Origin of the sequence: Herbaspirillum sp. C7C2, assembly GCF_022627865.1 — a bacterium.
Classification (GTDB): Bacteria; Pseudomonadota; Gammaproteobacteria; order Burkholderiales; family Burkholderiaceae_D; genus Herbaspirillum; species Herbaspirillum frisingense.
Genome location: NZ_JABXGI010000003.1, coordinates 75,345 through 101,926 on the forward strand (window position 1 = coordinate 75,345; position 26,582 = coordinate 101,926).

Genomic DNA, 26,582 nt, shown 5'->3' on the forward strand with positions numbered 1-26,582 from the left:
AGCCAGTGGCTGCGACCAATTGTCGCACCCACCTCGCTATGATCTGAAAGAAAAAGACCGGTTGGACTGGAGCGGCAGCCTAGAGCCATCCTGCCTTGCGCAGACGCCGCCACAGCAGCGTGCAGGCGGTGATGATGCCCCCCAGAACCAGCGGGAAACTCCACTGCCAGGACAAGCCGGGCATGTGCGCGAAGTTCATGCCGTAGAGGCTGAAGATCATGGTCGGGATGGCCAGGATGGCACCCCAGCCAGCCAGGGTCTGCACGATCTCGTTCTGGTGGATGGTGACCTGGGCCAGGTTGATCTGCACCGCCGACTCCACCATTTCGCGCAGGCGGTCGCCGGTGTCGATGAAGCGCACCACGTGGTCATAGATGTCGCGGAAGTAGGCCTTGCCGTCCTTGGTGATCAGCCCTTCATGGAAACGCAGCAGCTGGGTGCAGACATCCAGCAGCGGCGAGGCCGCCGAGCGCAGGCGGATCAGCTGGCGCTTCAACTGGTAGAGCTCCTGCAGGTAGGCCTTGCCGCTGATGGCACCGGGGTTGAAGAGCTGTTCCTCGTACTGGCTAAACTTGGCTTCCAGGTCATCCATGATGGGTCGGTAGTTGTCGACCACGAAGTCCATGATGGAATAGAGCACGAAGCTGGGGCCGCGCACCAGGCGCTCGGGCAGCATCTCGCAATGCTCGCGCACCTTGGCATAGCTGCGCGAGGCACCGTGCCGCACCGTGACCACGAAGCGCGGACCGGTGAGGATGTGGGTCTCGCCGAACTGCACCTCGCCGCCGGCCAGTTGGGCCGTGTGCAGGACCACGAAGAGGGTATCGCCATATTCCTCGATCTTGGGCCGCTGGTGGGCGGCGTAGGCGTCTTCCACCGCCAGTTCGTGCAGGCAGAACTCTTCCTTGATCTTGTTCATCAGCTCGACATTGGGTTCGAGCAGGCCCAGCCAGACGAAGGTCCCCTCCTCTTCCAGCACGTCGCTGATTTCATCGAGGGTGATGTCCCGCAGCTTCTTGCCCTTCTTGTAGACCGTGCAATTGACGATCATGGTGGGATCGATCATGTCTCTTTCCTGTTCTCAACCTGTTCTTGTCGGATCAACCGGGTTCTGTCGGCGAGATTGGCTCAGCCGGCACGCCAGCGCAGGCGCTGCTTGAACACCTGCGCCATGATCACCCCGGCCAGCGTGATCAGGCCGCCCACGGCGTGGTAGCCATGCAATTGCTCGCCCAGCGCCGCTACCGCAATGATGACAGTGAACACCGGCATCAGGTTCACGAAAATGGAACAGCGGCTGGCGCCCAGGTAGGCCACGCCGCGCATCCACAGGAACTGCGAGAGGATGGAAGCGGCAATGCCCGCATACAGCAGGATGGGCAGGTTGTCGCGGGTGATGGGCGAATGATGGCCCAGCACGAAGCCCGGGAACAGCAGCACCACCGCCATGAGCACCTGCATGTACAGCAATTGCCAGGTGCGCAGGGGCAGCGCCCAGCGCCGCAGCATCACGCCATACAGACCATAGGCGATGGTGGCCAGCAGCATCAGCAGATCGCCGGTGACCACGCCCTGCTCGAACAGGTTCTGCGGGTGACCGCGCCCGATCAGCACCGCCAGGCCGAACAGCGACAGCACCCCGCCGGCCAGGGTGCCGATGGTGGGCGGTTCGGACAGCAGCTTGATACTCAGCACCAGCGTCAGCAAGGGCATCAGCGAGGCAATGATGCCCATGCTGGTGGCCGACGCGGTGGCGGCGGCGAAGTAGGCCAGGCTCTGGAACAGCACCATGCCCAGCAGCGCCAGCACCAGGATCTTGCCCAGATGGGGTCGGATCTGCGCGCGTGCGGCCCAGGTCGAGCGCGCCAGGAAGGGCGACATCAGCGCTGCAGCCAGCACCCAACGGTAGAAGGAAATATCCTCCGGCGCGATGACGCTGGCCGACATCTTGCTGATGACCGTGTTGCCGGCCCAGATCAGGACGGCACCCAGCGGGAACCACAGGGCTTTGTAGGGCTGATCGCTACGCATTGCGCTCCTCGTCGTGGCGGCCACGTCAGGCCGACTTGTTCTCTTGCTGCCCGGCCATCTCGGCGCCGGCATCATGCGGCAACTGGCGCAGCATCAGCAGCGCCAGCGCCGCTACCGCCCCCACCACCAGGAAGGCCGGCCAGAAATCCTGGGCCACCAGGGTGGCGTGACCCTGGAGGTCGTTCGACATCTGCAGGGCAAAGCCGGCCAGCACCACGCCCATGCCGATGGACAACTGCTGCGCCACGCTGGCCATGCTGGTGGCCTGGCTCAGGCGCTGCTTGTCGACATCGGCGTAAGAAATCGCATTGAGGCTGGTGAACTGCAGCGAACGGAAGCAGCCACCGATGAGCAGGACCAGCACCATCAGCAGATACGGCGTCTGTGGCGTGAAGCCGGCGATGGCCCACAAGCCCAGCACGCCCAGCGCGCCATTGACCAGCAGCACCCGGCGGAACCCATAGCGACGCAGGAAGCGGGCGGCGATGGTCTTCATGAACATGGCCCCGGCCGCCGAGGCGCAGGTCAACAGCCCCGAATGGAAAGGCGTATAGCCAAAGCCCAGTTGCAGCATCAGCGGCAGCAGGAAGGGGATGGCGCCGATCCCCACGCGATAGAGCGAGCCGCCGAAGACACCGGCGCGCAGGGTGGGAATCTTCAACAGCGCCAGGTCGATCAGCGGCGCCGTGGCACGACGCGCATGCCACACGTAAGCTGCCAGGAACAGCACGCCCGCCACCACGCAGGCCAGCGAGACATCGCCCGACACCAGATGCCGGCCGGAGGTCGCCAGCCCCATCATCAGCAGCGAGCAGCCCAGCGCCGAGAGCACGAAACCCTTGAAATCGAGCGGCGCCACCTGTCCGGCCTTGAGGTCGGGAATGAAGCGCGTAGCCAGGTAGAGGCCGAGAATGCTGATCGGGATATTGATGAAGAAGATCCAGCGCCAGTGGAAGTAGGTCGTGATGAAGCCGCCCAGCGGCGGCCCCAGCACCGGCCCGAACAGCGCAGGAATGGTCAGGTAGGACAGTGCCTTGACGAGATTGACCTTTTCCACGCTGCGCAGGATCACCAGGCGCCCCACCGGCACCATCATGGCGCCGCCGATGCCCTGCAGGAAACGCGCTGCCACGAACTGCGGCAGGGTCGAGGAAGCCCCGCACAGGATGGAGCCCAGCATGAAGACACAGATGGCGGTGCGGAAGATGGTGAGTGAGCCGAAGCGGTCGGCCATCCAGCCCGAAATGGGAATGAAGACGGCCAGGCTGACCAGGTAGGAGGTCAGCGCCAGCTTGAGCGAAATCGGATCGACATTCATGTCCAGCGCCAGCGCCGGCAGGGAGGTCGAGATGACGGTGGAATCCATCTGTTCCATGAACAGCGCACAGGCGACGATCAGGGGAATGATGAAGGTGCGTGGAATGGGCATCGGACTAGGTAGTGAAGGGACAGCGCCCTGGCAGCGTGGCAAGCCTTCAAGTATACCTTTTACGCTATCATGCTGCCGGCGGTGCTGCGCTGCCCTGCCTGCCCTTGCCGTCCTTGCCCCCCTGTTCCATGACCGACTGCTTCGCCCTCCTCGACGACCATCTTGCCACGCCGGCCGAACCGCGCTCGCGCCTCTATACCGGCCACCTGCGCACGCTGGCCTGCACCGACGCCGCCGGCTTTGGGGCCCTGCTGGCGCAGATGCAGGCAGCGCTGGCCGCTGGCCAGCATGCGGTCGCCTTGTGGAGCTACGAACTGGGCGCGGCACTGCAGGGCTTGCCGCACCGGCCGCTGACGGCCCCGCTGGCGCGCGTCCTGCTGTTCCAGCACTGCCAGCGCCTGGGTGCGACCGAGGTCGATGCCTGGCTGGCGGGCCAGTGCGCCACTGAAACGGCCGGCATCGTCAACCTGCGCAGCAGCGTCGATGAGGCCGCTTTCAGCGCCGCCATCGGACGCATCCGCGACTACATCGCCGCCGGCGACACCTACCAGGTCAATTACACCTATCGCCTGCACTTCAAGGTCCATGGTGACCCCATCACGCTCTACCGCCGCCTGCGGGCACGCCAACCGGTGCCTTACGGTGCGCTGGTGCGCGATGCGCAGGGTGGCATGGTGTTGTCCTGCTCGCCGGAACTGTTCGTCTCGCACCAGGATGGCATGTTGCAGGCCAAGCCGATGAAAGGCACCGCACGGGCCATGGATGCCCAGGCTGACGCTGCCGACACGATCAATGCCCAGCGCGCCCTGGCCCTGGCCAACGATGAAAAGAACCGGGCCGAGAATCTGATGATCGTGGACCTGCTGCGCAACGACCTGGGCCGCGTAGCCCGCTCCGGTTCAGTCCAGGTGCCGCACCTGTTCGACGTGCGCCGCTATGGGCAGGTGCTGCAGATGACCTCCACCATCCGCGCCCGCCTGCGCGAGGACGCCACGCTAGCCACCGTCATCGCCGCCCTCTACCCCTGCGGCTCCATCACCGGCGCACCCAAGCGGCGCACCATGGAAATCATCGACGAGCTGGAAACCGAGGCCCGAGGCCTGTACACCGGCGCCATCGGCTGGTTCGACGCGCCACGCGAAGGCGGCGGCAGCATCGGCGACTTCTGCCTGTCGGTACCGATCCGCACACTGGAACTGCAAGCGCCTGAGCATGGCCTGCGACAGGGCGTGATGGGCGTGGGCGCCGGCATCGTCTACGACAGTGACGCCGCCGCCGAATTTGCCGAATGCCGCCTGAAAGCGACTTTCCTCACCGGGCTGGAACAGGAATTCAGCCTCTTCGAGACCATGCACGCCAGCCACGCCGGCTGCCGTCATCTGGACTTGCACCTGCAGCGGCTGCAGGCCTCGGCGGCGGTATTCGGTTTTCCCTGCGACGAGAAGGCGACGCGTCAGCAGATCGATGCGCTCTGCGGCGGCCTGCCCAAGGACGTCGTCCTGCGCCTGCGACTGGCACTGGATGCAGGCGGCAACATCAGCCTGCAGCATGCACCGCTGCAACCGCTGGCGGGCCCGGTGACAGTCTTCCTGGCCGAGCATCGTTGCGCCAGCGACGACTTTTTCCTGCGTCACAAGAGCACGCGGCGTGCACATTACGACGCGGCCTGGAAAGAAGCCGAACGACGTGGCGGCTTCGACATGCTGTTCTTCAATGAGCGCGATGAATTGACCGAGGGGGGACGCAGCAATGTCTTCGTCAGACTTGACGGGCAGTGGCGCACCCCGCCCCTGTCCGCCGGCGTGCTGCCCGGCGTGATGCGCGGCGTCCTGCTGGCCGATCCACACTGGCAGGCCCGCGAAGCCGTCATCACCCGCGCCGACCTGATGCGCGCGCAAGAGGTGGTGGTGTGCAATGCGTTGCGGGGCGTGCTGCAGGCCCGACTGGCAACGCAAGAGCCCGTCAGCGACACTCTCGCCTGCTAACGCAGAGCCGCATTCTCCTTCAAGCCCCTGGCCCGCTCTGCACTCTGCTGCTCCAGCGGTCCCAGGTCATCCAGGCTATGTCCGTCCCAGCCACCGCCCAGGGCCTTGGCCAGCAACACGCTGGCGGCCATGCGGCGGTTCAGGATATTCAATGAATTCAGTTCGGCCGACAGGGCCGTGGCCTGGGCGGTGATGACGTTGACGTAGCTCACCGTGCCGGCCTTGTACTGGTTGGTCACCAGGGTGACGGCCTGGCGCGCCGCTTGCAGCGCTTCGCCCTGCACCGCGGCTTCCTGCTCCAGGATGCGCAATGCGGCCAGGTTGTCTTCAACCTCCTGGAAGGCGGTCAGCACCGTCTGCTTGTAGGTGGCCACCGTGCCGTCGTAGCTGGCGATGGCCTGATCGGTGGCGGCCTGGCGCGCGCCGCCGTCGAAGATGGTCTGTGCCAGCTGTGGTCCCAGCGACCACACCCGACCCGGCAGTGTGAACCAGTCGGCAAAGGTGGAACTTTGGTAACCGCCCGAGGCCGACAGCGTCAGGCTGGGAAAATAGGCGGCCTTGGCTACGCCGATCTTGGCATTGGCGGAGGCCACGCGGCGCTCGGCGGCGGCCACGTCGGGACGGCGCTCCAGCAGCATCGACGGCACACCCTGCGGGACCGGCGGCGCCACGGCGGTCAGCGGCGACCTGGGCAGTGAGAAGCTGGCAGGTGTCTTGCCCACCAGCAGGGCGATGGCGTGTTCGATCTGGGCGCGGGTGACGCCGTTGTCCAGGGCCGAGGCCTGGGCCGATTTCAGCTGGGTCTGCGCCTGGATCACGTCGGACTTGGCGACCATGCCGGCGTTGTACTGGTTCTGCGCCACCTCCAGCGAGCGCTGGTAGGCCTGCACGGTGTCATCCAGCAACTGCTGCTGGGCATCCAGCACGCGTAGCTGCAGGTAGTTCTGCGCCACTTGTGCCTGCGCCGACAAGCGGGCGCCGGCCAGGTCCGCTGCGCTGGCCTGGGCGCTGGCCTGGCTGGATTCGACGTCGCGCCGGACCTTGCCCCAGATGTCGGCCTCCCAGGCGGCGGTGAGCGAGAAGGTATAGGAATTGCGCACGCTGCCGGACGATCCGGACGATCCGGACGACGACGAGGTACCGGACGAGGTCGATGAACCGGCCGAACCGGAGCGGCCTCGCGAAGCGCCGGCCGAAGCCGACAAGGTAGGCGAATAGGCCGAGCGCGAACTCTGCACCAGCGCCACGGCGCTGCGGAAGTTGGCTTCGGCCAGCGCCAGGTTCTGGTTGGAGACGTCCACCTGCGCCACCAGCGCATTCAATTGGGCATCGTTGAACATCTCCCACCACTTGCCGTCGGCCATCAGGTCGCGCGGCTGGGCGGGCTTCCAGTTCTGGCCTTCCTTGAAGACGGCCGGGGCCATGGTGGCCTCGTCCATCTGCGGTCGGACGTAATCAGGGCCGACCGCGCAGGCCGTCAGCGCCAGGCTGACCGCCAGCGCCATCAGCACGGGCTTGAGTTTGAGCAGGTCTTGTTGCGTCATGCGTTTCTCCATGGCGGCAGCCTCAGGCCGCCGAGGTTTCTGTCTGGTTCTTGCGGCCGAAGCGGCGCTGGCCCCAGGCGCGCAGGCGTTCCATGTACAGGTACACCACCGGGGTCGTATAGAGGGTGAGCAGCTGGCTCACGACCAGTCCGCCGACGATGGAAATGCCCAGCGGCTGGCGCAGCTCGGCGCCGTCGCCGTGGCCCATGGCCAGCGGGATCGCGCCCAGCAAGGCGGCCATGGTGGTCATCATGATCGGACGGAAGCGCAGCCGGCAGGCTTCGAAGATAGCGTCACGCGGAGACAGGCCACGATTGCGTTCGGCATCGATGGCGAAGTCCACCATCATGATGGCGTTCTTCTTGACGATGCCGATCAGCAGGATCACACCGATCAGCGCAATCAGGCTGAAGTCGGTGCCGGTCACCATCAGTGCCAGCAAGGCGCCCACACCGGCCGAGGGCAAGGTGGAAATGATGGTGATGGGATGGATCAGGCTCTCGTAGAGTATGCCCAGCACGATGTACACGGCCAGTAATGCCGTCAGGATCAGGAGGGGCTGGCTGGAGGTGGAGGACTGGAAGGCATTGGCGGTACCGGCGAAGGTGCCCAGCACGTTGGTGGGTACGCCCAGTTGCGCCATGGCGCGGTCGATGGCTTCCGTGGCCTGCGACAGCGACACGCCCTCGGCCAGGTTGAAGGACAGCGTGGAGGCCACGAACTGGCCCTCGTGGCTGACCGACAGCGCGGTCGTGGTCGGCTCGAAGCGCGAGAACGCGGCCAGTGGAATCTGGCGCGAGGGCGCGGTGGAAATGGTCTGCGCCAGGCCGGTGTTGGCATTGAGCTTGCCGGCCGCTGACAGGGCCGGTGGGGTGGATAGGCTGGAGGTGGTCGGCGACAGGTTGGACGAGCCGGCCAGGCTGACATAGGTATCGCGCAGGGTTTCCGGGCTCTGCCAGTATTGCGGCGCGGCTTCCATCACCACGTGGTACTGGTTCATGCCGCTGTAGATGGTCGAGATCTGGCGCTGGCCGAACAGGTCGGACAGCGTGGAATCGATCAGCTGTGGCGTCACGCCGGCCCGCATGGCGGTCTCGCGGTCGATGGTCAGGGTGGTCTGCAGGCCGTTGTCCTGCTGGTCGGTGCTGATGTCTTCCAGTTCCTTGAGGTTGGACAGGGCCAGGCGGATCTTGGGTTCCCAGATGCGCAGCAGGCCGACGTCGTCGGACTTGAGCGAGTATTCATACTGCGAGTCGCTCTGGCGGGCACCGATGCGGATGTCCTGCACCGGTACCAGGAACACCCGGGCGCCAGCCACCTTGGCGGTCTTCATGCGCAGCCGCGCCACTACCTTGTCGGCGCTGTCCTTGCGTTCGGTGAGCGGCTTCAGGGTCACGTACATGAAGCCGCCATTGCGCCGCTGCCCACCGGTAAAGGCCACCACATCGGACACGGCGGGGTCGGCCTTGACGATGTCGATGAAGTCGTTGAGCTTGGTGCGCATGGCCTGGAAGGAAATGGCCTGGTCGCCACGGATGCCGCCGATCAGGCGCCCCGTATCCTGCTGCGGGAAGAAGCCCTTGGGGATGGCCTTGTAGAGATACACGTTCAGGGCAATCGTGGCCAGCAGGATCAGCATCATCAGGGGGGCAGCCCGCAGGGCCCAGGCCAGGGTGCGTTCGTAGGCCAGCAGCATGTCGTCGAAGATGGCGGCGGTCTGGTCGGAAATCTTCTGCAGCCAGGGATGGCGCCGCTGGCGACGCGCTGCGTCGGCCTCCGGGTCATGGCGCAGCAACTGCGCGCACATCATCGGCGTGGTGGTCAGGGACACCACCAGCGAGACCAGGATGGCCACCGACAGGGTGATGGCGAATTCGCGGAACAGGCGGCCGACGATGCCTTCCATCAGCAGGATGGGGATGAACACGGCGATGAGCGAAATGCTCATCGACAGCACGGTGAAGCCGACCTCGCGCGCACCAAGCAGGGCCGCCTTGTAGGGCTTCATGCCGGACTCGATATGGCGCGAGATGTTTTCCAGCACCACGATGGCATCGTCCACCACGAAGCCGGTGGCAATGGTCAGCGCCATCAGCGACAGGTTGTCCAGGCTGAAGCCGGCCAGGTACATCACGCCGAAGGTGCCGATCAGGGACACCGGCACCGCCACTGCGGGGATCAGCGTGGCACGGGCGTTACGCAGGAACAGGAACACCACCATGATGACCAGCGCCACCGAGAGGATCAGGGTGAATTCGGTTTCCTTCAACGAGGCGCGGATGGTGGGGGTGCGGTCCAGCACAACCTTCATGTCGATGGCGGACGGGATCGAGGCCTGCAGCTGCGGCAAGAGCTCGCGCACATTGTCGACGGTGTCGATGATGTTGGCGCCGGGCTGGCGGTTGATGATGATCAGCACCGAGGGCTTGCCGTTGGAGGAGCCGGCGTTGCGCACATCGGCTACCGAGTCGCGCACTTCGGCCACGTCCTGCACCCGCACCGGCGTCCCGTTGCGGTAGGACACGATCAGTGGCGCGTATTCTGCGGCGGTCTTGGCCTGGTCGTTGGCGTAGATCTGCCAGTTACGGCCATCGTCTTCCAGCAAACCCTTGGGGCGATTGGCATTGGTGGCAGCCACCGCGGTGCGCACGTCGGCGCTGCCGATGCCGTACTTGTTGAGGGCGGTCGGGTTCAGTTCGATGCGCACGGCCGGCTGTGAACTGCCGCCCACGCTGACCTGCCCTACCCCGCGCACCTGCGACAGTTTCTGCGCCACGATGCTGTCGGCGGCGTCGTACATCTGCCCCTGGGTCATGGTGTCGGAGGTCATGGCCAGGATCAGGATGGGGGCGTCGGCCGGGTTGACCTTGCGATAGGTCGGGTTGCTCGGCATGCCGGTGGGCAGCAGGCTGCGCGCGGCATTGAGCGCGGCCTGCACGTCGCGGGCGGCGCCATCGATGTCGCGGCTCAGGTCGAACTGCAGGGTGATGCGGGTGGAGTTCTGGGAGCTGGTGGAGGTCATCTCGGTGACCCCGGCGATGGCGCCCATGGCGCGTTCCAGCGGCGTGGCCACGGTCGCGGCCATGGTCTCGGGGCTGGCGCCGGGCAGCGAGGCAGAGATCGAGATGGTCGGGTAATCCACCTGCGGCAACGGCGATACCGGCAGCAGGCGGAAGGCCACCATGCCCGCCAGCGCGATGCCGATGGTCAAGAGTGTGGTGGCGATGGGCCGCTTGATGAAGGGAAACGAGATATTCATGCGCACATCCGCCTACACCGCCGGCGGCAGCGTGGCCGGCTTGCCGTCTTCACCATCATCGTCCTCGCCGCCATGCCCAGGCGCGCGCTGCCCGAAGCGTGCGCGCAGCCGACGGCCCAGGCTGTCGAAGCCGAGATAGATCACCGGCGTGGTAAAGAGCGTGAGCACCTGCGACACCAGCAGGCCGCCCACCATGGTGATGCCCAGCGGCTGGCGCAGTTCGGAGCCCACGCCAGTGCCTAGCATCAGCGGCAAGGCGCCCAGCAGCGCTGCCATGGTGGTCATCAGGATCGGCCGGAAACGCAACAGGCAAGCCTGATAGATCGCCTCGCGCGGGCTCTTGCCCTCGTGCCGTTCGGCCTCCAGGGCGAAGTCGATCATCATGATGGCGTTCTTCTTGACGATACCGATCAGGAGGATGATGCCGATGATGCCGATGATGCCCAGGTCGGTACCGGAGATCATGAGCGACAGCAGCGCGCCGACACCGGCCGAGGGCAGCGTGGAGAGGATGGTGATGGGATGGATGTAGCTCTCGTAGAGCACGCCCAGCACGATGTACATGGTGATGATGGCCGCCAGGATCAGCCAAAGCGTATTGGACAGCGAGGCCTGGAAGGCCAGCGCGGCCCCCTGGAAGTTGGTCACGGTGGAGGCCGGCATGCCGATCTCGGCCTCGGCCGCCTTGATGGCCTCGACCGCCTTGCCCAGCGAGGCGCCCTTGGCCAGGTTGAAGGACACGGTGGCCGCCGGGAACTGGCCGATGTGGTTCACCACCAGCGGCGCGGTGCGTTCGCTGACGGTGGCGATCGACGACAGCGGTACCTTGCCGCCGCCCGAGGTGACCAGGTAGATGCTGTCCAGCGCTTCGGGGCCGCGCTGGAATTCCGGCTTGACCTCCATCACCACCCGATACAGGTTCGATTGCGTATAGATGGTGGAAATGAGGCGCTGGCCGAAGGCGTTGTAGAGCGCGTTGTCGATGGCGGCGGTGGTGATACCCAGGCGCGATGCGGCATTGCGGTCGATCTGGATATAGGCCTGCAGCCCCTGGTCCTGCAGGTTGGTGGCCACGTCGGCCAGTTCCGGCACCTGTTGCAGGCGCGCGATCAGCTTCGGCACCCAGGTACTGAGCAGGGCCGGATCGGCGTCTTCCAGGGTGAACTGGTATTGCGTGCGGGAGACGCTATCCTCGATGGTCAGGTCCTGCACTGGCTGCATGTAGAGGGTGACGCCCGGCACTTCACGCGCCAGCGTGGGTTGCAGGCGTCGGATCACGTCGGCGGCGGAAACGTCGCGTTCTTCGTGCGGCTTCAGGTTGATCAGCATGCGCCCGCTGTTCAGGGTGGCATTGGTGCCATCCACGCCGATGAAGGAGGACAGGCTCTCCACGGCCGGGTCTTGCAGCACTACCTTGGCCAGTTGCTGCTGTTTTTCTCCCATCGCACTGAAGGAAATGGACTGCGTGGCTTCCGAGATACCCTGGATAACCCCGGTGTCCTGCAGCGGGAAGAAGCCTTTGGGCACGAACACGTACAGCAGCACGGTCAGGCCCAGCGTAGCCACGGCCACCAGCAGGGTCAGCTTCTGGCGCTCCAGCACCCATTCCAGCATGACGCCGTAGCGGGCAATGATGCGATCGAAGAAGACCTGGCTCTTGTGGTAGAACCAGCCCTGCTGTTCTTCCGGCTGATGGCGCAGCAGGCGCGCGCACATCATGGGGGTCAGCGTGAGCGAGACCACGGCCGAGATCAGGATGGAGACCGCCAGGGTCACGGCGAATTCGTGGAACAGGCGCCCCACCACGTCACCCATGAATAGCAGCGGGATCAGCACCGCAATCAGCGAGAAGGTCAGCGAGATGATGGTGAAGCCAATCTGCTCGGCGCCTTTCAGGGCCGCCTGCATGGGCTTCATGCCTTCTTCAATGTAGCGCGAGATGTTCTCGATCATGACGATGGCGTCGTCGACCACGAAACCGGTGGCAATCGTCAGAGCCATCAGGGTCAGGTTGTTGATCGAGAAACCGGCCAGATACATGATGGCGAAGGTGCCCACTAGCGACAGCGGTACCGCTACGCTGGGGATGATGGTGGCCGGCACGTTGCGCAGGAAGACGAAGATCACCATCACCACCAGCGCCACCGACAGCAGCAGTTCGAACTTCACATCGGCCACCGAGGCGCGGATGGTGGTGGTGCGGTCGGTCAGGATGTGGACGTCGATGGAGCCCGGCAGGCTGGCCTGCAGCTGCGGCAGGATCTTCTTGATGCTGTCGACCACGGCGATCACGTTGGCACCCGGCTGACGCTGAATGTTCACAATCACCGCAGGCTGCTGGTTGGCCCAGGCGCCCAGGCGGACGTTTTCTGCACCATCGATCACATCGGCCACATCGGAGACCCGGATCGGCGCGCCGTTCTTGTAGGCGATGATCAGGTTGCGATACTCGTCGGCCGAGCGCAGCTGGTCGTTGGCATCAATGGTGGAAGCGCGGGTGGGGCCATCGAAGCTGCCCTTGGCCTGGTTGACGTTGGCGTTGCCGATGGCGGTACGCACGTCATCCAGGTTCAGGCCCAGCGCGGCCACGGCACGCGGATTCAACTGCATGCGCACGGCCGGGCGCTGACCGCCCGACAGGCTCACCAGGCCCACGCCCGACAATTGCGAAATCTTTTGCGCCAGGCGGGTGTCGATCAGGTCCTGGACCTTGGGCAGGGGCATGGTCCTGGAGGTGACGGCCAGCGTGATGATGGGGGTATCGGCCGGGTTGACCTTGCTGTAGACCGGCGGCATCGGCAGGTCCGAGGGCAGCAGGTTGCTGCCGGCGTTGATGGCGGCCTGCACCTCCTGCTCGGCCACGTCCAGGCTCAGGTCGAGGTTGAACTGCAGCGTGATCACCGAGGCTCCGCCGGAACTGGTGGAAGACATCTGCTTCAAGCCCGGCATCTGGCCGAACTGGCGCTCCAGCGGCGCGGTGACCGAGGAAGTCATCACATCCGGGCTGGCCCCGGGATAGAGGGTGACCACCTGGATGGTCGGGTAATCGACTTCGGGCAGGGCCGACAGCGGCAGGAGCCGGTAGGCGACGATGCCCACCAGCAGGATCGCCAGCATCAGCAAGGATGTGGCGACCGGCCGCAGGATGAACTGGCGCGAGGGATTCATGCGTGAGCCTTGTGCTTACTTGGCGCCGTTGGCGTTGCCTGCCTCGCGCTGGCGCCGCAGTTCCATCATCTTCTGGCGACGCTGGTCTTCAGGCAGCTTCTTGATCTCTTCGCCGAATTCGCCGGCATCGATGCGCTTGTTGAGCTCGGCCCAGCGCTTCTGGCGCTCTTCCGGGCTCATGCTGGCCTGACCGCCCTGACCGCCTTCTGCGCCCTGCCCTGCGGCCTGTCCGGCCCCTTGTCCTTGACCCTGGCCACGCTTGCCATGGCGGCGTGCATCGGGGTTCTCGGTGGTGAGCTTGTTGGCCGGATCGTCGGCGCCACCGCGTGCCACGGCCTCGACCTTGGCGCCTTCGCGCAGCCGGTCGATGCCGTCGATGACCACGGTCTCGCCGGCGGCCACGCCGTCGGTGATGACAGTCAGGTCATCCTGCACCGGGCCGGTCTTGACCGGGCGCACGGTGACGGTGTTGTCTTCCTTGACCACATAGACGAACAAACCCTTGGCCCCGCGCTGGATGGCGGCCGTCGGGATGACGGTGGCACCTTGTTCGGTATTGAGCTGCAGGCGGATATTGACGAACTGGCTGGGGAACAGCGCGTAGTCCGTATTGGGGAACTGGGCCTTGAGCTTGACCGTGCCGGTGGTGGAATCGACCACGTTGTCGATGGTCAGCAGCACGCCGTCGGCCAGTTTCTTCTTCTGCTCCCGGTCCCAGGCCTGGGCCGGCAGCTTGCGACCGCTCTGCAGCTGCTGCAAGACCTTGGGGATATTGTCTTCGGGAATGCTGAAGATGGCGGTGATCGGCTGCAGCTGGGTGATGATGACCAGGCCGTTGGTGTCGCTGGTGGTGACGTTGTTGCCGACGTCGGCCTGGCGCAGACCCAGGCGGCCGCTGATGGGGGCGATCACGCGGGTGAACGACAACTGCAGGCGGGCGCTGGCGACGCTGCCCTCGTCGGCCTTGACCGTTCCCTCATATTGCTTGACCAGCGCGGCCTGGGTGTCGACCTGCTGGCTGGCGATGGAGTCCTGCGACAGCAGGGTCTGGTAGCGCTTGAGGTCAAGCCGGGCTGAGCTCAGCAGTGCACGGTCGCGCGCCAGCTGGCCTTCGGCCTGGGTCAGCGCGGCCTGCAGCGAGCGCGGGTCGATCTCGGCCAGCAGCTCACCGGCCTTGACCACCTGGCCTTCCTTGTAATGCAGCTTCATCAACTGGCCATCGACCCGGGCGCGCACGGTGGCGGTGGCCGTGGGGGTGACTGCCCCTAGTCCGTTGAGGAAGACATCCACATCCTGCACCCGGGCCTTGGCCACCCCGACCGGCATGGTCTGGCCAGCGAAGGCGCCGGCACCCGGGCGGCGGGCGCCCGGACCGCCAGCACCTGGACGGCCCCCGGGGCCACCGGGGCCACCCATGGCACTCATCTGCTCCTGCTCGGCCTTCTTCTTGGACCAGTATTTGTACCCGCCACCGGCGGCCAGTGCGGCCACCAGTACCCAGAACCACCAGCGGCGCAGGATGCTGCCACGGGAACGCGAAGGAGATGGGGAGGGAGATGGCTGGCCGGGATTGGGAGTATTTGTCATGTCAGGGAAACCAGTAAACCGATCACGTATGCAGACCGCCAACAGGCGGCCTTGTCTCATGGGAAGTCGATGCAGCGCTCTGCCATCGCGTCGGCGTGCCGTTATCCGGTCACGCAAAGGCAAGAGCATAAGGGAAGGCGGCCCATCCTGTTGGATCGGGCCGCCTACCGCTATTCTCTCCTGGGCGGCTTGCAACTCTGCAACCACGCATGCCACCTGCATCGGCTGGCACGCAGTGTACCCAGCTATTGCCGGCCGCGCCAATGAGAACAGCCTTGCGGGTCAAGCGCAAGGCTGTCGGGGTGGAAAACGCCCGCGCTTGCAACGCACGGGCGAATGCTGCCGTGTGCCTTACTTGGCCGGAGCGTCGGGAGCGGGCTTGCCGTCACGCGGCGGGCCCTTGTGCTCGCCACGCTGGCCGTGATGCATCTGTTCCCAGCGATGGTGCTGCATCTTGGCGAACTCGGCGTCGAAGGTCTTCTGCTGCTCCGGCGACAGGGTGGCGTAGAACTCCTTGGTGGCGGCGATGCGCTGTTCGGCGAAGGATTCGCGCTTGCGCATCATGTCCAGCTGCTTGTCCAGACGTTCCGGGGTGGACAGCTTGGCCCATTCTTCCTTGTTGGGACGGGCGGCACGGTCAAACGGGGCCGGCTTGGTCTTGTCCAGGAACAGCTTCCAGCCGGCTTCCTGGGCGGCGGTGATCTTGAGCTTGTCGTGCAGCTGGGCCTGGTGCTTGGCGCGCATCTGCTCGAACTTGGCGATCTGTTCCGGGCTCGGGGCATGGCCTTGCGGGCCGCCCGGGGGCATCTGGGCGAAGGCCGACAGGGTCACGGCGCTGATGCTTACGGCGGCGATGCCGGCCAGGATACGGTTCTTGAATGTCAACATGTGTTGCTCCTTTCAGTGGGTCTTGCGCTTGGTACTGTGCTTGTACTGCGCTTGTACTGTCATACAGCGAAGTGCTGTCTTGGCACGGTTCCCATTAAACCGGCGGCGTGTATCGGCGATTTTTCCGCTGTGCCGTCATTTGTATCGTTTTGTATATCCGCGGGCCTCGCAGGTATCGTTTTATTTCCCCCCCCCTCCTTGTAAAGACCCGATACAAATCCATCCTGCACGTACGGACAAGTTCGGCATAATGCGTCCCATGGATACAAATACTCACATCCTCGTCGTCGATGACGACCGCGACATCCGCACACTGCTGGCCGAATACCTGGACAGCAACGGCCTGCGCACCCTGACCGCCACCAATGGCAGCGAGATGCGTCGGGTGCTGGAAGAGTCGCGGGTGGACCTGATCGTGCTGGACCTGACCCTGCCCGGGGAAGACGGCCTGACGCTGTGTCGCAACCTGCGCGCCACCTCATCGGTGCCGGTGATCATGCTGACGGCGCGCGGCGAGCCGCTGGACCGCATCCTGGGCCTGGAAATGGGCGCCGACGACTACCTGGCCAAGCCCTTCGAGCCGCGCGAGCTTTTCGCCCGCATCCGCAGCGTGCTGCGCCGTACCCAGGCGCTGCCACCCAACATGGCCCAGCCGGACGTGGCCACCATGCGCTTTGCCGGCTGGACGCTGGACCTGACGGCGCGCCACCTGGTGAACCGCGATGGCGTGGTGGTGGCCCTGTCGGGAGCGGAGTTCCGGCTGCTGAAGGTGTTCCTGGACCATCCCAACCGGGTGCTCAACCGCGACCAGCTGCTGGAGCTGACCCAGGGCCGCGAATCCGATCCCTTCGACCGCTCGGTAGATATCCAGATCAGCCGCCTGCGCCAGAAGCTGGGTGACGATGCGCGCACGCCCACCATCATCAAGACCGTGCGCAACGAGGGTTATGTGCTGGCCACCACGGTCAGCGCGGAAGGTGCAGGCCGGCCGGCATGAAGGATTTCCTGGGCTCCATCGGCAACCGCATCTTCTTCCTGCTGCTGGCGGGCATCGTGGTGGCGGTCATGGCCACCACCTGGTTGTCTGGCAACGAGCGCCGCAGTACCTTGCGCGAACTGCGCTTCCAGCATCTGGCCGACCGCGTGGAACAGATCGTCCAGGCGGTGGACGACATCCCGCCGCCGCAACGTCCCATCGTGCTGCAGGCCGCCACCAACTTCGGTTTCGAGGCGCGCATGGTGGACGACATGAATGACGCCATCGGGCCCAACGCCAGCACCAGCCCGCTCATCGAGATGCTGCAGTCGCGTCTGGGGGAGGACCGCAAGATCGCCGTCCAGCGCGAAAGCGAATGCCCGCCCTTGCGGGCCGATGATGCCCACGCCCCGCGCCGCGACACCTGCCGCGTGATCTACGTGAGCCTGCACGACCAGGCCCTGATGCGCCTGCGCCTGCACCAGCCGGGCGAGCCCCCGGCCCTGCGCGGACGCGGTGGACCGGGTGGACCGTTCGGCCTGCAGTACATCCTGCTGTTCCTGGCGCTGATCGCGATGCTGGCCTGGCTGGTGGCGCGCATGGCGACCCGCCCGATCCGCCAGTTGGCCCAGGCCGCATCGCGCCTTGGCAGCGACATCGACCATGCGCCACTGGCCGAGACCGGCCCCACCGAAATCCGGCAGGCGGCGCATGCCTTCAATGCCATGCAGGGCCGCATCCGGCGCCAGATACAGCATCGCACCCACATGCTGGCGGCCATCACCCACGATTTGCAGACGCCGCTGACACGCATGCGCCTGCGCCTGGAAAAGGTCACCGACGCCGAACTGCAGCAAAAGCTGATCGACGACCTGGGCGTGATGCACGGCATGGTGCGCGAGGGGCTGGACCTGGCGCGCAGCATGGATTCCTCGGAGAAGATACAAGCCCTGGATATCGACTCCCTGCTCGACAGCGTCTGTGCCGATGCTGCCGACGCCGGCCAGGACGTGAGCCTGCAAGGCAGCACCCGCGCCTTCGTGATGGCCCAGCCGGGGGCGCTGCGGCGCTGCCTGACCAACCTGATCGACAATGCCTGCAAGTACGGCCGCCAGGCGCGGGTCAGCATCGCCCTGGAGCAACAGAAGATCGCCATCCGTATCCGCGACCAGGGGCCGGGCATCCCCGATGCCGAGCTGGAGGCAGTCTTCGAACCCTTCTATCGGCTGGAAACCTCGCGCTCACGCGATACCGGTGGCACCGGGCTGGGCCTGACCATCGCGCTCAATATCGCCGAGAACCATCATGGCCAGCTGCGCCTGCGCAATCTGGCTGAAGGTGGGCTGGAAGTCTTGCTGGAACTGCCGCAGATGACACCGGCCAAGGCACGCTGAACTCCTCCGCAGGCATGAAAAAACCGCCGCTCCCCTTGCCGGGAAGCGGCGGTCTCGTTTTCTGCAGGCGGTCGCCTGGGCGCCTTAGCCGAAGTAGTTCAGGCCCAGCGCGGCATTGACTTCCGACATGGTCTGCGCGGCCACGGCACTGGCACGCTCGGTGCCGCGCTTGAGGATGGCCAGCACTTCGCCACGGTCCTTGGCGAACTCTTCGCGACGGGTGCGGATGGGTTCCAGCAATTCCTGCAGGATGCCTTCCAGCCGACGCTTGACCACGCTGTCGCCCAGACCACCCCGGGTATAGTGGGCCTTCAGCTCGGCCACGGCATCGCGGTCGGGGTCGAAGGCATCCAGGAAGGTGAACACCACATTGCCCTCGACCTGGCCCGGATCGTCCACGCGCAGGTGATTGGGGTCGGTGTACATGCGGTGCACGGCCTGCTTGATCTCGGCCGGCGTCGCGCCCAGGGCGATGGAATTGCCCAGCGACTTGCTCATCTTGGCCTTGCCGTCGATGCCGGGCAGGCGGCCGGTTTCGGAGAGCACTTCCTTGCATTCCACCAGCACTTCACGATCGACGGTGGCGTTGAATTTGCGGACCAGTTCGTTGGTCTGCTCGATCATCGGCAACTGGTCGCTGCCCACCGGCACCAGTTGCCCCTTGAAGGCGGTGATGTCCGCCGCCTGGCTGACCGGATAGGTCAGGAAACCGGCCGGGATATCGCGCTCGAAGCCGCGCAGGCGGATCTCTTCCTTGATGGTGGGATTGCGCTCCAGACGCGACACCGTCACCAGGTTCAGCAACACCATCGACAGTTCGTAGAGCTCGCGCACCTGGGACTGGATGAAGATGGTCGATTTCTCGGGATCGATGCCCACGGCCAGGTAGTCCAGCGCCACCTCCAGCACGTTGTCGGTGACTTTCTGGTGGCGACCGACGTTGTCGGTCATGGCCTGCGTGTCGGCCAGCAGCAGGAACTGGCGCGAAGTCTCCTGCAGCGCTACGCGCGATTTGAGGGAACCGATGTAGTGCCCCAGGTGCAGCGGACCGGTAGGACGGTCGCCGGTGAGGACCACGGGCAAGGTGGAAGCGGAGGTCGTGCTGGAAGCGGAACTAGTGGCGTTCGAAGACATGGTCATTCCTGATCGTTAATCTGTCTGGAATGCCGCCGGTCCGAAGCTGAAAAAAACATGCCGCCGGAACCGGCGGCATCACATGGTCAAGCTGTGTGAAAACGGGCCGCCTGGGTCAGGCGCGCCACCAATGCTGGGTTTTCGCAAGTTGGGTTCGGAAAAGCATGGCGGCGAGTATAGCACTGGCGGGCCGCCATGTTGCGTTGCATAAGAAAAAACCGCATCCGGGGATGCGGTTTGTTTTCTTCACCATCTGCGTTCTCAATATGCACCCGGCGGCGGGCCGTAATACGTCGGCGGCGGACCATAGTAGCCCGGAGGCGGCGGCGGAGCGTAGTAGTAGCGCGGGTGGTAGGTATAGACGGTGGTGGTCTGGACCGGCTGCTGCACCTGGTTTCCCTTGCTGTACATGCACTGGGTATAGGTCATGTCATAGCGCTGCTGCATGGAATAATTGCCGCCCGCAGCCGCGTTGCTGCCGGCTGCGCTGCCCACCAGCAGGCCACCACCGGCACCGATGGCCGCCCCGGCACCGGCATTGCCGGAAGCCGCGCCGATCAGTGCGCCGGCCACCGCACCCACGGCGGTCCCGACCGCGGCGCTGTTGGCCGCATTGTTCTGGGTCTGCGCCGCCTGCCCGCCGATGGCGTCCTGGGCGTACTGCTGGCATTGCTGCTGGTCGGCACGGAATTGCTCATAACTCTTGCCCTTGCCCGGCATCGCCATCACGGACGGTCCGGTCGGCACGCTCACGCAACCACCGAGCGCCAGCATGGCGCCGACGGCGGTGACGGTAGCGGCGGTCTTGTAGATGGGTTTCACGTTGATTCCTTTATCTGTGAAGGTATTGCTTTAGCGCAGAGCATCTGAGAACGGCCTGCGCGACCCGGTCGCCAGGCTATTGCGGTGGCGGACCGCCGGGAACGGCGGGGGTATTGGGAACCACCTTCATCCAGGGACTGGGGCAGTTCTGGACATAGGGGTAATACGCCTTGGATTCCTGGCAGTAGTACCAGTAATCCTGGCGCGGCGGCTCCACGTAGACCGGTGCCGGCACCCGTTCCACATAGACCGGAGGCGGATAATAGACCGGCGGCGGCACCCAGATCGGCCCGCCGATCACCACGCCGCCATAGAAGCGCCCATGCGCATATACCGAAGCGCTAGCCACCAGGCCGGCCACCGCCAGCACGCCGCAGACGCCGATTGCCGCTATTTTCTTCATGTTATTGCCTTTGGGAGTGTCTCTGAATGTCTGGAATTATCGCCGATGACATCGCCGCCGCTTTCCCCGATCGCCCGAAACTCCTTGTCGGGCGCGGCTTGCAGACGCATCTGGCGCATGAAAGCAATATACGCCGGGGCTGGTCTTAAATCTTGAGATGTTTCAATTCGTAACCCTAATCAATATTGATATACATGGGGTTGAAAAGGCTTTGCAAATCACCGTGCTTTGCAGCAATGTGCAGCGTGCTACTTCAGCCGGGCAAGGCCTTGCCGTCAAGGTCTGCAAAAACAAAAACGGCCTTTTGCAAGGCCGTCAATGCTTATCACGCCAGGGCAACTCAGGAATGCCAGTGCCCCGGCAACACTGAACCTGGCTCAACCCGGCCGCGTCATCTGCTCCGGCTTGATCCACTCCACGAACTGCTCTTCAGTGACATAGCCCAAGGCCAGAGCGGCCTGCTTCAGGGTCGTGCCGTCGTGATGCGCCTGCTTGGCGATCTTGGCGGCCTTGTCGTAGCCGATGTGCGGTGCCAGGGCGGTCACCAGCATGAGCGACTTTTCCATCAGTTCGCCGATGCGGCTGCGGTTGGCCTCGATGCCGCGGGCGCAGTGCTCCTCGAAACTGGCCATGCCGTCGGCCAGCAGGCGCACGCTCTGCAGGAAGTTATGGATGATCACCGGCTTGAAGACGTTGAGCTCGAAATTACCGCTGGCGCCACCGATGTTCAAGGCAACATCGTTGCCGAAGACCTGGGCGCAGAGCATGGTCATGGCCTCGCACTGGGTCGGATTGACCTTGCCCGGCATGATGGAACTGCCCGGTTCATTCTCGGGGATGGTGATCTCTCCCAGGCCCGAACGCGGGCCAGATGCCAGCCAGCGCACGTCGTTGGCAATCTTCATCATCGCCGCGGCCAGCGTCTTCAGGCCGCCATGCGACGCCACCAGGGCATCATGGCCGGCCAGTGCGGCGAACTTGTTGGGCGCGGTCTTGAAGGGGAAACCGAAGAACTTGGCCAGCTCGGCAGCCACGCGCTCGCCGAATTCGGGGTGGGCATTCAGGCCCGTGCCGACCGCCGTGCCGCCGGCGGCCAGTTCGGAGATGGCATTGAGGGTGGCGATGACGGCCGATTCCGCATGTTCCAGCTGGGCCACGTAGCCGGAGAACTCCTGGCCCAGGGTCAGCGGAGTGGCGTCCTGCAGGTGGGTGCGGCCGATCTTGACGATGTCGGCGAACTGGGTGGATTTCTCCGCCAGGGTGCCGCGCAGCTTGTGCAGCGAGGGAATCAGGTGGGTCGCCACGGCCATGCAGGCGGCCACGTGCATGGCGGTCGGGAAGATGTCGTTGGAGGACTGGCCGCGATTGACGTCGTCATTGGGGTGGATCAGGCGATCTTCGCCACGTACGCCACCCAACAGCTCGGAGGCACGGTTGGCCAGCACCTCGTTCATGTTCATGTTGCTCTGGGTGCCGGAGCCGGTCTGCCAGACCGACAGCGGGAATTCCAGCGGATGCTTGCCGGCGATCACTTCATCAGCGGCAGCGATGATGGCCTCGGCCTTCTTGCCCTCCAGCTTGCCCAGGTCGCGATTGACACTGGCACAGGCACGCTTGACGGCAGCCAGTGCCACGATCAGCTCGGCTGGCATGCGCTCGGTGGAAATGTGGAAGTGGTGCAGCGAACGTTCGGTCTGCGCGCCCCACAGGCGGTCGGCCGGGACTTCGATCAGGCCAAAGGTGTCGCGCTCCATGCGGTGGTTCATGATGCTTCTTCTCCGTGATTAGGCGGCCGCGTGCGGCCAGGTGATCCCGCTGGCGCTGGCTGATGTGTCCGGCTGAGCGCGGGAAGTGAAGACGGTAAGTTCTAGTGTAACTGCTGGCGGGACCGCCTGCAGGGGCGGCATGAAGCTGGCGGGGTATTGCCCGGGCGATACAAACCGCCCGGCGGGGATGACAAGGCTCAGGGCGCCTTGTTTTCCTTGGGAGGGTCAGGCAGGACACAGGCTTCGATCACCTGCAGGTCGTTGTCCTTGGCGAAGTTGACCACGAAGTGATACGCCAGCGGTTCCAGCTCGCGCAGGGCTTCGTTGACCACCACCGAGCGCACGCCATCGATGTGGGTCGGCAAGACGTAGGGAGAATACTTCAGGTGTGCGTTGCGCCCGCCACTGCCCTCCGGACGGAAACACGACATCACGCCGCACAGGCGCTCCGCCCAGTCGCTGGGGCGGAACTGCCGGCCATCCGAGGTCTTGCCCAGGATGATGAATTCTTTGGCCGGTGCGTTTGCGGGTTTGATGGGATCAGCCATACGTGCAGTTCTTCTATAGCGCTTGCAACCGAATGCCCCGGTCCTGGTGAGACCCGAGCCCTGGATTCCGCGGTGCCTGCGCGACTTGTCGCGGGGGTGCCTGCGGTGTTGAGTATTATATCTTATAGAAGACTTGGCTTCTACCGGTCTCCTCGCCTCCAGCCATCCTGCCTCGCCTGGCCCTGCGCGTCGCTCGTTCCTGGTCCGGGCTGAGCTGCTGCCGGGCGGGATGCGATCTTGGTGATGTGAATCCGGAAGTATACCGGGTTGGCGGGAATCGCGTTCCCCAAAAAACGAAGCGGGCCACCGCCCGCTCGTCTTAATTCGAAAGAACTAGCCCATCCAGACCGCGACTGACAGCAGCAGCAACAGGAACATCCACAGCAACAAGGCACGCCAGACCAGGCCCACGGTGCTCTGCAGGGTGCGCGGGGATGGTGTGTCGCCGGGCAGGCCGTCGGTCTCCTCGGGCATGGAATCGACCGTGGCCGCATCAACCGGCAGGATGATGCCGGCAGCGGCCTGATTCTCGGTGCCGAAGCGCACGCCCATGGCGCCACCACCGGCGGCCAGGATGATACCGGCGGCCTCGTCCTCCCAGCGGTTGGCGAAGTTGCGCCAGGCGTAGATGGCATCCTCGAAGTTACCCACCACGGCAAAGGCGGAGGCGGTCAGGCGTGCCGGAATCCAGTCGATCCAGTAGAACGCCTGGGCAGCGAAACGGCCGAAGGCCTCGAACTTCATGTGATCGGGCTCGTTCCAGGCGCGCGAGAGATATTCGGCGATGCGATACATCACCGCCAGTGCCGGGCCGACCGGCATCAGGAACCAGAAGAACACGCCAAACACATGGCGATGCGTGGTGATCAGGGCGCGCTCGGAGGCGATACGCGAAATCTCGCTGACGTCCATGCCGGCGGTATCCAGCTTGGTCCATTCGGCCAGCAGGGTGCGGGCGGTCATCTCGTCGCCCGTGTTCAGGGCCAGCTGGATGGAAGTGAAGTAATGACTGTAATGACGGAAGCCCAGGGTCATGTAGACCACCAGCACGTTCCAGGCGAACGCCGCCACCAGGCTCACATGCAGCAGCAACCAGTACACCAGCGCTACCGGCACGGTCAGCGCACCGACCATCACCACCCAGCCCAGTCGGCCGTGATGAACGTGGCCGGCGTTGAACCAGCCCTCTATCGTGGCCGCGAAAGACTTGATGGATGCATAAACCGGATTGTCCGCACGCAGTGGTTTGAGTTGTTCGATTAACAGCGCAAAGAGAATGGATAGAAATGTCATCAAGCAGCCTTAGGTGTCTCTGTAGCCCGTACGATAGCGCAGTGCAAGATGGGAATCAAACAATTGATTTATTGACGAGAATCAAGCTCGCAATGTCATCAATATTTACGTGTTTGAACATCAACAACGACTTTGCGTATCTTATTCGATACAGAGTGACAACCAAAGGCAGTGGACAGTTCAGCTACGCAGGAAGTGGAAGAGATTACGCAGCATGCCTGCCGTCGCGCCCCAGATGAAATAACGGTCGTAGGGCATCGTATAGAAGCTGCGGCGTCCGACCGGCGCGGGCAGTTCCACCGAACGGCGCTGATGGTTCACGCCATCCATGAGGAAGGCCAGCGGCACCTCAAAGATTTCCGCCACTTCACGGGGGTCGCCGACTGCCTCGAACGGTGGCTGGATCAGGCCGGCCACGGGGGTGACGCGATAGCCGGTGCCGGTGAAGTAATCCGGCAGGGAGCCGATGACTTCGACGTACTGGCGGGCCAGGCCGATTTCTTCCTCGGTTTCGCGCAAGGCGGTCTCGATGGCCGAGCCGTCATAGTCTTCGCGACGACCGCCGGGGAAGCTGATCTGGCCTGCATGATCCTTCAGGTCAGCTGTGCGGCGCGTGAAGAGTACCGTCATCCCCTCTTCCCGCAGCACGATCGGAATCAACACCGAAGCCAGCCGGAAGCGGCCCTTGGTCTCGGCCATGCGTGCCAACTGGTCGCCGCTGTGCTCGGGTTCCCAGCGCGGCGGTGTGGCAAAGCGCTGGCGCAGCCAGTCGGCGTTCAGGCGCGCCGCTTCCAGGGCGCTTTCGCCGGCGACGGCATCCACCGGCAGGTTGACGGGATCGAAACTGGCCACGATGTGCTCGCTTGATCTGAGATCTGTTAATCGGAATTCAACGAGGAATGCAATGCAACTGACGGAAACGAAAAAGGGGTGTCGCGAGACACCCCTTTTCCTGACGCATCAACATGCAACCGATTACTCGGCAGCAGCAGCCTTTGCAGCGCGGCTGGGCAGCTTTTCCTTGATACGTGCCGACTTGCCCGAACGTTCGCGCAGGTAGTACAGCTTGGCGCGACGCACGTCGCCACGACGCTTGACTTCGATCGAAGCGATCAGCGGCGAGTACAGCTGGAAGGTACGCTCAACGCCTTCACCGGACGAAATCTTGCGCACGATGAAGTTGGAATTCAGACCACGGTTGCGGCGGGCGATGACCACGCCTTCGTAGGCCTGGGCGCGCTTGCGGGTGCCTTCAACCACGTTGACGCTGACAATCACGGTGTCGCCGGGGGCGAAGTCGGGAATGTTCTTGGCGAGACGCGCGATCTCTTCTTGCTCGAGTTGCTGGATCAGATCCATTTTTTGCTCCTGTAACCATCTTGCCGGCGCCGTTGCCCGAAGGCTGATTGTGTAGCCCGGTAGAGGATGGGGTTTCAAACGCAGCGGCCAGGCCGCTGCACGGTGCGGGTCCATCGCTGGACCTGCGGTACTGCTGGTACGACTTCGATTTGGCGACCTGCATGCCGCTATACTGACTACGGCTGTGGCAGGCTGCTCAGAAACTTTTCATCGGTCTTGCTCAACAGGCCCTGTTCCCTGGCCCTGACGATCAGATCGGGGCGCTTGGTCAAGGTGGCTTCCAGCGCACGCTGCCGACGCCATTTCTGGATCTCGGCATGGTGACCACCCAACAGGACGGCGGGCACCGGCTCACCTTCATAGACTTCCGGACGCGTGTAATGCGGCGAATCCAGCAGCCCGTTGACGAAGCTGTCTTCCACCGCCGAGGCGCTATCGTTGAGCGCACCCGGCAACAGCCGGATCACTGCATCCATCAGCGCCATGGCGGGTAATTCGCCGCCGGAAAGCACGAAATCACCGATGCTGATTTCCTCGTCCACGCACTTGTCGAGCAGACGCTGGTCGATGGCTTCATAGCGGCCGCACAGCAGCACGGCCCCACTGTCCTGCGACAGCCGCACCACCCGTTCATGGGTCAGCGGCGCGCCTTGCGGCGACAGGTAGATCACCCGTGGCTTGTCCAGGCCCAGCGTCTGCTGGCGTGCCTGGGCAGCCTCGATGGCGGCCTGCAGGGGCTTGGCCAGCATCACCATGCCGGGACCACCCCCATAGGGACGGTCATCCACGGTGCGATGGTTGTCGGTGGTGAATTCACGCGGATTCCACAGCGACAAGCCCCAGCGCTTCTGCTCCAGCGCCCGGCGGGTAATGCCGGATTGCGTCAGCGCGGCAAACATTTCGGGAAACAGAGTGACGACATCAAACTGCATCACGCCTCCATTTCCAGGTAACTCTCGGCATCGGCCAGGGCGGAAAAGAAAAACTGACCTGGGC

General features: G+C 64.3%; 20 protein-coding genes. 3 read left to right on the forward strand and 17 right to left on the reverse strand.

Features of this window, described 5'->3' with window-relative positions; translation table 11 throughout:
• Positions 1–79: 79 nt before the first annotated feature.
• The 3 genes from HWE04_RS06325 to HWE04_RS06335 all read right to left on the reverse strand — a co-directional run bounded on the left by HWE04_RS06325 (position 80) and on the right by HWE04_RS06335 (position 3,460).
• Positions 80–1,066, reverse strand: coding sequence for a magnesium and cobalt transport protein CorA (locus HWE04_RS06325; protein ID WP_006462433.1), 987 nt, complete (start codon positions 1,064–1,066; stop codon positions 80–82).
• A 62-nt stretch (positions 1,067–1,128) separates the two neighbouring features.
• On the reverse strand, positions 1,129–2,031 hold the full coding sequence (locus HWE04_RS06330) for a DMT family transporter (protein ID WP_182994376.1): 903 nt from the start codon (positions 2,029–2,031) through the stop codon (positions 1,129–1,131).
• Positions 2,032–2,056: 25 nt separating this feature from the next.
• Positions 2,057–3,460 (reverse strand): MFS transporter, encoded by a 1,404-nt coding sequence (locus tag HWE04_RS06335; RefSeq protein WP_241811894.1) that lies wholly within the window; start codon positions 3,458–3,460, stop codon positions 2,057–2,059.
• 128 nt (positions 3,461–3,588) lie between these two features.
• Here HWE04_RS06335 and pabB point away from each other — a divergent pair, with 128 nt between their 5' ends.
• A complete protein-coding gene (gene pabB, locus HWE04_RS06340; RefSeq protein ID WP_241811895.1) occupies positions 3,589–5,445 on the forward strand; it encodes an aminodeoxychorismate synthase component I in 1,857 nt (618 codons plus the stop codon).
• Here the strand turns inward: pabB and HWE04_RS06345 are convergent.
• The 5 genes from HWE04_RS06345 to HWE04_RS06365 all read right to left on the reverse strand — a co-directional run bounded on the left by HWE04_RS06345 (position 5,442) and on the right by HWE04_RS06365 (position 15,891).
• Entirely contained in the window at positions 5,442–6,989 is a 1,548-nt protein-coding gene (locus tag HWE04_RS06345; protein WP_241811896.1) for an efflux transporter outer membrane subunit, read from the reverse strand. The genes pabB and HWE04_RS06345 overlap by 4 nt on opposite strands.
• A 22-nt stretch (positions 6,990–7,011) precedes the next feature.
• Entirely contained in the window at positions 7,012–10,248 is a 3,237-nt protein-coding gene (locus tag HWE04_RS06350) for an efflux RND transporter permease subunit (protein WP_241811897.1), read from the reverse strand.
• A 12-nt stretch (positions 10,249–10,260) separates the two neighbouring features.
• Positions 10,261–13,416: an MdtB/MuxB family multidrug efflux RND transporter permease subunit gene (locus tag HWE04_RS06355; RefSeq protein WP_241811898.1), complete on the reverse strand. Its 3,156-nt coding sequence runs from the start codon at positions 13,414–13,416 to the stop codon at positions 10,261–10,263.
• A 15-nt stretch (positions 13,417–13,431) separates the two neighbouring features.
• Positions 13,432–15,003 (reverse strand): MdtA/MuxA family multidrug efflux RND transporter periplasmic adaptor subunit, encoded by a 1,572-nt coding sequence (locus tag HWE04_RS06360; RefSeq protein ID WP_241811899.1) that lies wholly within the window; start codon positions 15,001–15,003, stop codon positions 13,432–13,434.
• A 351-nt stretch (positions 15,004–15,354) separates the two neighbouring features.
• On the reverse strand, positions 15,355–15,891 hold the full coding sequence (locus tag HWE04_RS06365; protein WP_102661401.1) for a Spy/CpxP family protein refolding chaperone: 537 nt from the start codon (positions 15,889–15,891) through the stop codon (positions 15,355–15,357).
• Positions 15,892–16,150: 259 nt separating this feature from the next.
• On the opposite strand from HWE04_RS06365, the gene HWE04_RS06370 reads away from it, so the two are divergent.
• Positions 16,151–16,888, forward strand: a complete 738-nt coding sequence (locus HWE04_RS06370) for a response regulator (protein ID WP_006462419.1) — start codon at positions 16,151–16,153, stop codon at positions 16,886–16,888.
• The gene (locus HWE04_RS06375) at positions 16,885–18,261 is read left to right on the forward strand and encodes an ATP-binding protein (RefSeq protein ID WP_241811900.1); all 1,377 of its coding nucleotides are present in this window, start codon (positions 16,885–16,887) and stop codon (positions 18,259–18,261) included. Before HWE04_RS06370 ends, HWE04_RS06375 begins: the two co-directional genes overlap by 4 nt.
• Before the next feature lie 84 nt (positions 18,262–18,345).
• Here the strand turns inward: HWE04_RS06375 and trpS are convergent, their stop codons facing one another.
• The 9 genes from trpS to trmD form a co-directional block, all read right to left on the reverse strand.
• The gene (gene trpS, locus HWE04_RS06380; RefSeq protein ID WP_006462417.1) at positions 18,346–19,395 is read right to left on the reverse strand and encodes a tryptophan--tRNA ligase; all 1,050 of its coding nucleotides are present in this window, start codon (positions 19,393–19,395) and stop codon (positions 18,346–18,348) included.
• A 261-nt stretch (positions 19,396–19,656) separates the two neighbouring features.
• Positions 19,657–20,217 carry a glycine zipper family protein gene (locus HWE04_RS06385; protein ID WP_234295949.1) on the reverse strand — a complete coding sequence of 187 codons (561 nt, stop codon included), beginning with the start codon at positions 20,215–20,217 and terminating at the stop codon, positions 19,657–19,659.
• 76 nt (positions 20,218–20,293) lie between these two features.
• The gene (locus HWE04_RS06390; RefSeq protein ID WP_006462415.1) at positions 20,294–20,620 is read right to left on the reverse strand and encodes a hypothetical protein; all 327 of its coding nucleotides are present in this window, start codon (positions 20,618–20,620) and stop codon (positions 20,294–20,296) included.
• 377 nt (positions 20,621–20,997) lie between these two features.
• Positions 20,998–22,386 (reverse strand): class II fumarate hydratase, encoded by a 1,389-nt coding sequence (fumC, locus tag HWE04_RS06395; protein WP_006462414.1) that lies wholly within the window; start codon positions 22,384–22,386, stop codon positions 20,998–21,000.
• Between the two features lie 197 nt (positions 22,387–22,583).
• Complete coding sequence (locus HWE04_RS06400) at positions 22,584–22,934, reverse strand: DUF3579 domain-containing protein (RefSeq protein WP_006462412.1); 351 nt, start codon at positions 22,932–22,934, stop codon at positions 22,584–22,586.
• 333 nt (positions 22,935–23,267) lie between these two features.
• Entirely contained in the window at positions 23,268–24,227 is a 960-nt protein-coding gene (locus tag HWE04_RS06405) for a CobD/CbiB family protein (RefSeq protein ID WP_241811901.1), read from the reverse strand.
• A 180-nt stretch (positions 24,228–24,407) separates the two neighbouring features.
• Entirely contained in the window at positions 24,408–25,079 is a 672-nt protein-coding gene (locus HWE04_RS06410) for a CoA pyrophosphatase (RefSeq protein WP_006462409.1), read from the reverse strand.
• A gap of 123 nt (positions 25,080–25,202) precedes the next feature.
• Complete coding sequence (gene rplS / locus HWE04_RS06415) at positions 25,203–25,586, reverse strand: 50S ribosomal protein L19 (protein WP_006462408.1); 384 nt, start codon at positions 25,584–25,586, stop codon at positions 25,203–25,205.
• 176 nt (positions 25,587–25,762) lie between these two features.
• Positions 25,763–26,518 (reverse strand): tRNA (guanosine(37)-N1)-methyltransferase TrmD, encoded by a 756-nt coding sequence (trmD, locus tag HWE04_RS06420; RefSeq protein WP_077237895.1) that lies wholly within the window; start codon positions 26,516–26,518, stop codon positions 25,763–25,765.
• Between the last annotated feature and the right edge of the window lie 64 nt (positions 26,519–26,582).

Excerpts from the sequence above, each read along its gene's own strand:
- HWE04_RS06325 (WP_006462433.1), bottom strand. The coding sequence starts at position 1,066 with ATGATCGATCCCACCATGATCGTCAATTGCACGGTCTACAAGAAGGGC.
- HWE04_RS06330 (WP_182994376.1), bottom strand. The coding sequence starts at position 2,031 with ATGCGTAGCGATCAGCCCTACAAAGCCCTGTGGTTCCCGCTGGGTGCC.
- HWE04_RS06335 (WP_241811894.1), bottom strand. The coding sequence starts at position 3,460 with ATGCCCATTCCACGCACCTTCATCATTCCCCTGATCGTCGCCTGTGCG.
- pabB (WP_241811895.1), top strand. The coding sequence starts at position 3,589 with ATGACCGACTGCTTCGCCCTCCTCGACGACCATCTTGCCACGCCGGCC.
- HWE04_RS06345 (WP_241811896.1), bottom strand. The coding sequence starts at position 6,989 with ATGACGCAACAAGACCTGCTCAAACTCAAGCCCGTGCTGATGGCGCTG.
- HWE04_RS06350 (WP_241811897.1), bottom strand. The coding sequence starts at position 10,248 with ATGAATATCTCGTTTCCCTTCATCAAGCGGCCCATCGCCACCACACTC.
- HWE04_RS06355 (WP_241811898.1), bottom strand. The coding sequence starts at position 13,416 with ATGAATCCCTCGCGCCAGTTCATCCTGCGGCCGGTCGCCACATCCTTG.
- HWE04_RS06360 (WP_241811899.1), bottom strand. The coding sequence starts at position 15,003 with ATGACAAATACTCCCAATCCCGGCCAGCCATCTCCCTCCCCATCTCCT.
- HWE04_RS06365 (WP_102661401.1), bottom strand. The coding sequence starts at position 15,891 with ATGTTGACATTCAAGAACCGTATCCTGGCCGGCATCGCCGCCGTAAGC.
- HWE04_RS06370 (WP_006462419.1), top strand. The coding sequence starts at position 16,151 with ATGGATACAAATACTCACATCCTCGTCGTCGATGACGACCGCGACATC.
- HWE04_RS06375 (WP_241811900.1), top strand. The coding sequence starts at position 16,885 with ATGAAGGATTTCCTGGGCTCCATCGGCAACCGCATCTTCTTCCTGCTG.
- trpS (WP_006462417.1), bottom strand. The coding sequence starts at position 19,395 with ATGTCTTCGAACGCCACTAGTTCCGCTTCCAGCACGACCTCCGCTTCC.
- HWE04_RS06390 (WP_006462415.1), bottom strand. The coding sequence starts at position 20,620 with ATGAAGAAAATAGCGGCAATCGGCGTCTGCGGCGTGCTGGCGGTGGCC.
- fumC (WP_006462414.1), bottom strand. The coding sequence starts at position 22,386 with ATGAACCACCGCATGGAGCGCGACACCTTTGGCCTGATCGAAGTCCCG.
- HWE04_RS06400 (WP_006462412.1), bottom strand. The coding sequence starts at position 22,934 with ATGGCTGATCCCATCAAACCCGCAAACGCACCGGCCAAAGAATTCATC.
- HWE04_RS06405 (WP_241811901.1), bottom strand. The coding sequence starts at position 24,227 with ATGACATTTCTATCCATTCTCTTTGCGCTGTTAATCGAACAACTCAAA.
- rplS (WP_006462408.1), bottom strand. The coding sequence starts at position 25,586 with ATGGATCTGATCCAGCAACTCGAGCAAGAAGAGATCGCGCGTCTCGCC.
- trmD (WP_077237895.1), bottom strand. The coding sequence starts at position 26,518 with ATGCAGTTTGATGTCGTCACTCTGTTTCCCGAAATGTTTGCCGCGCTG.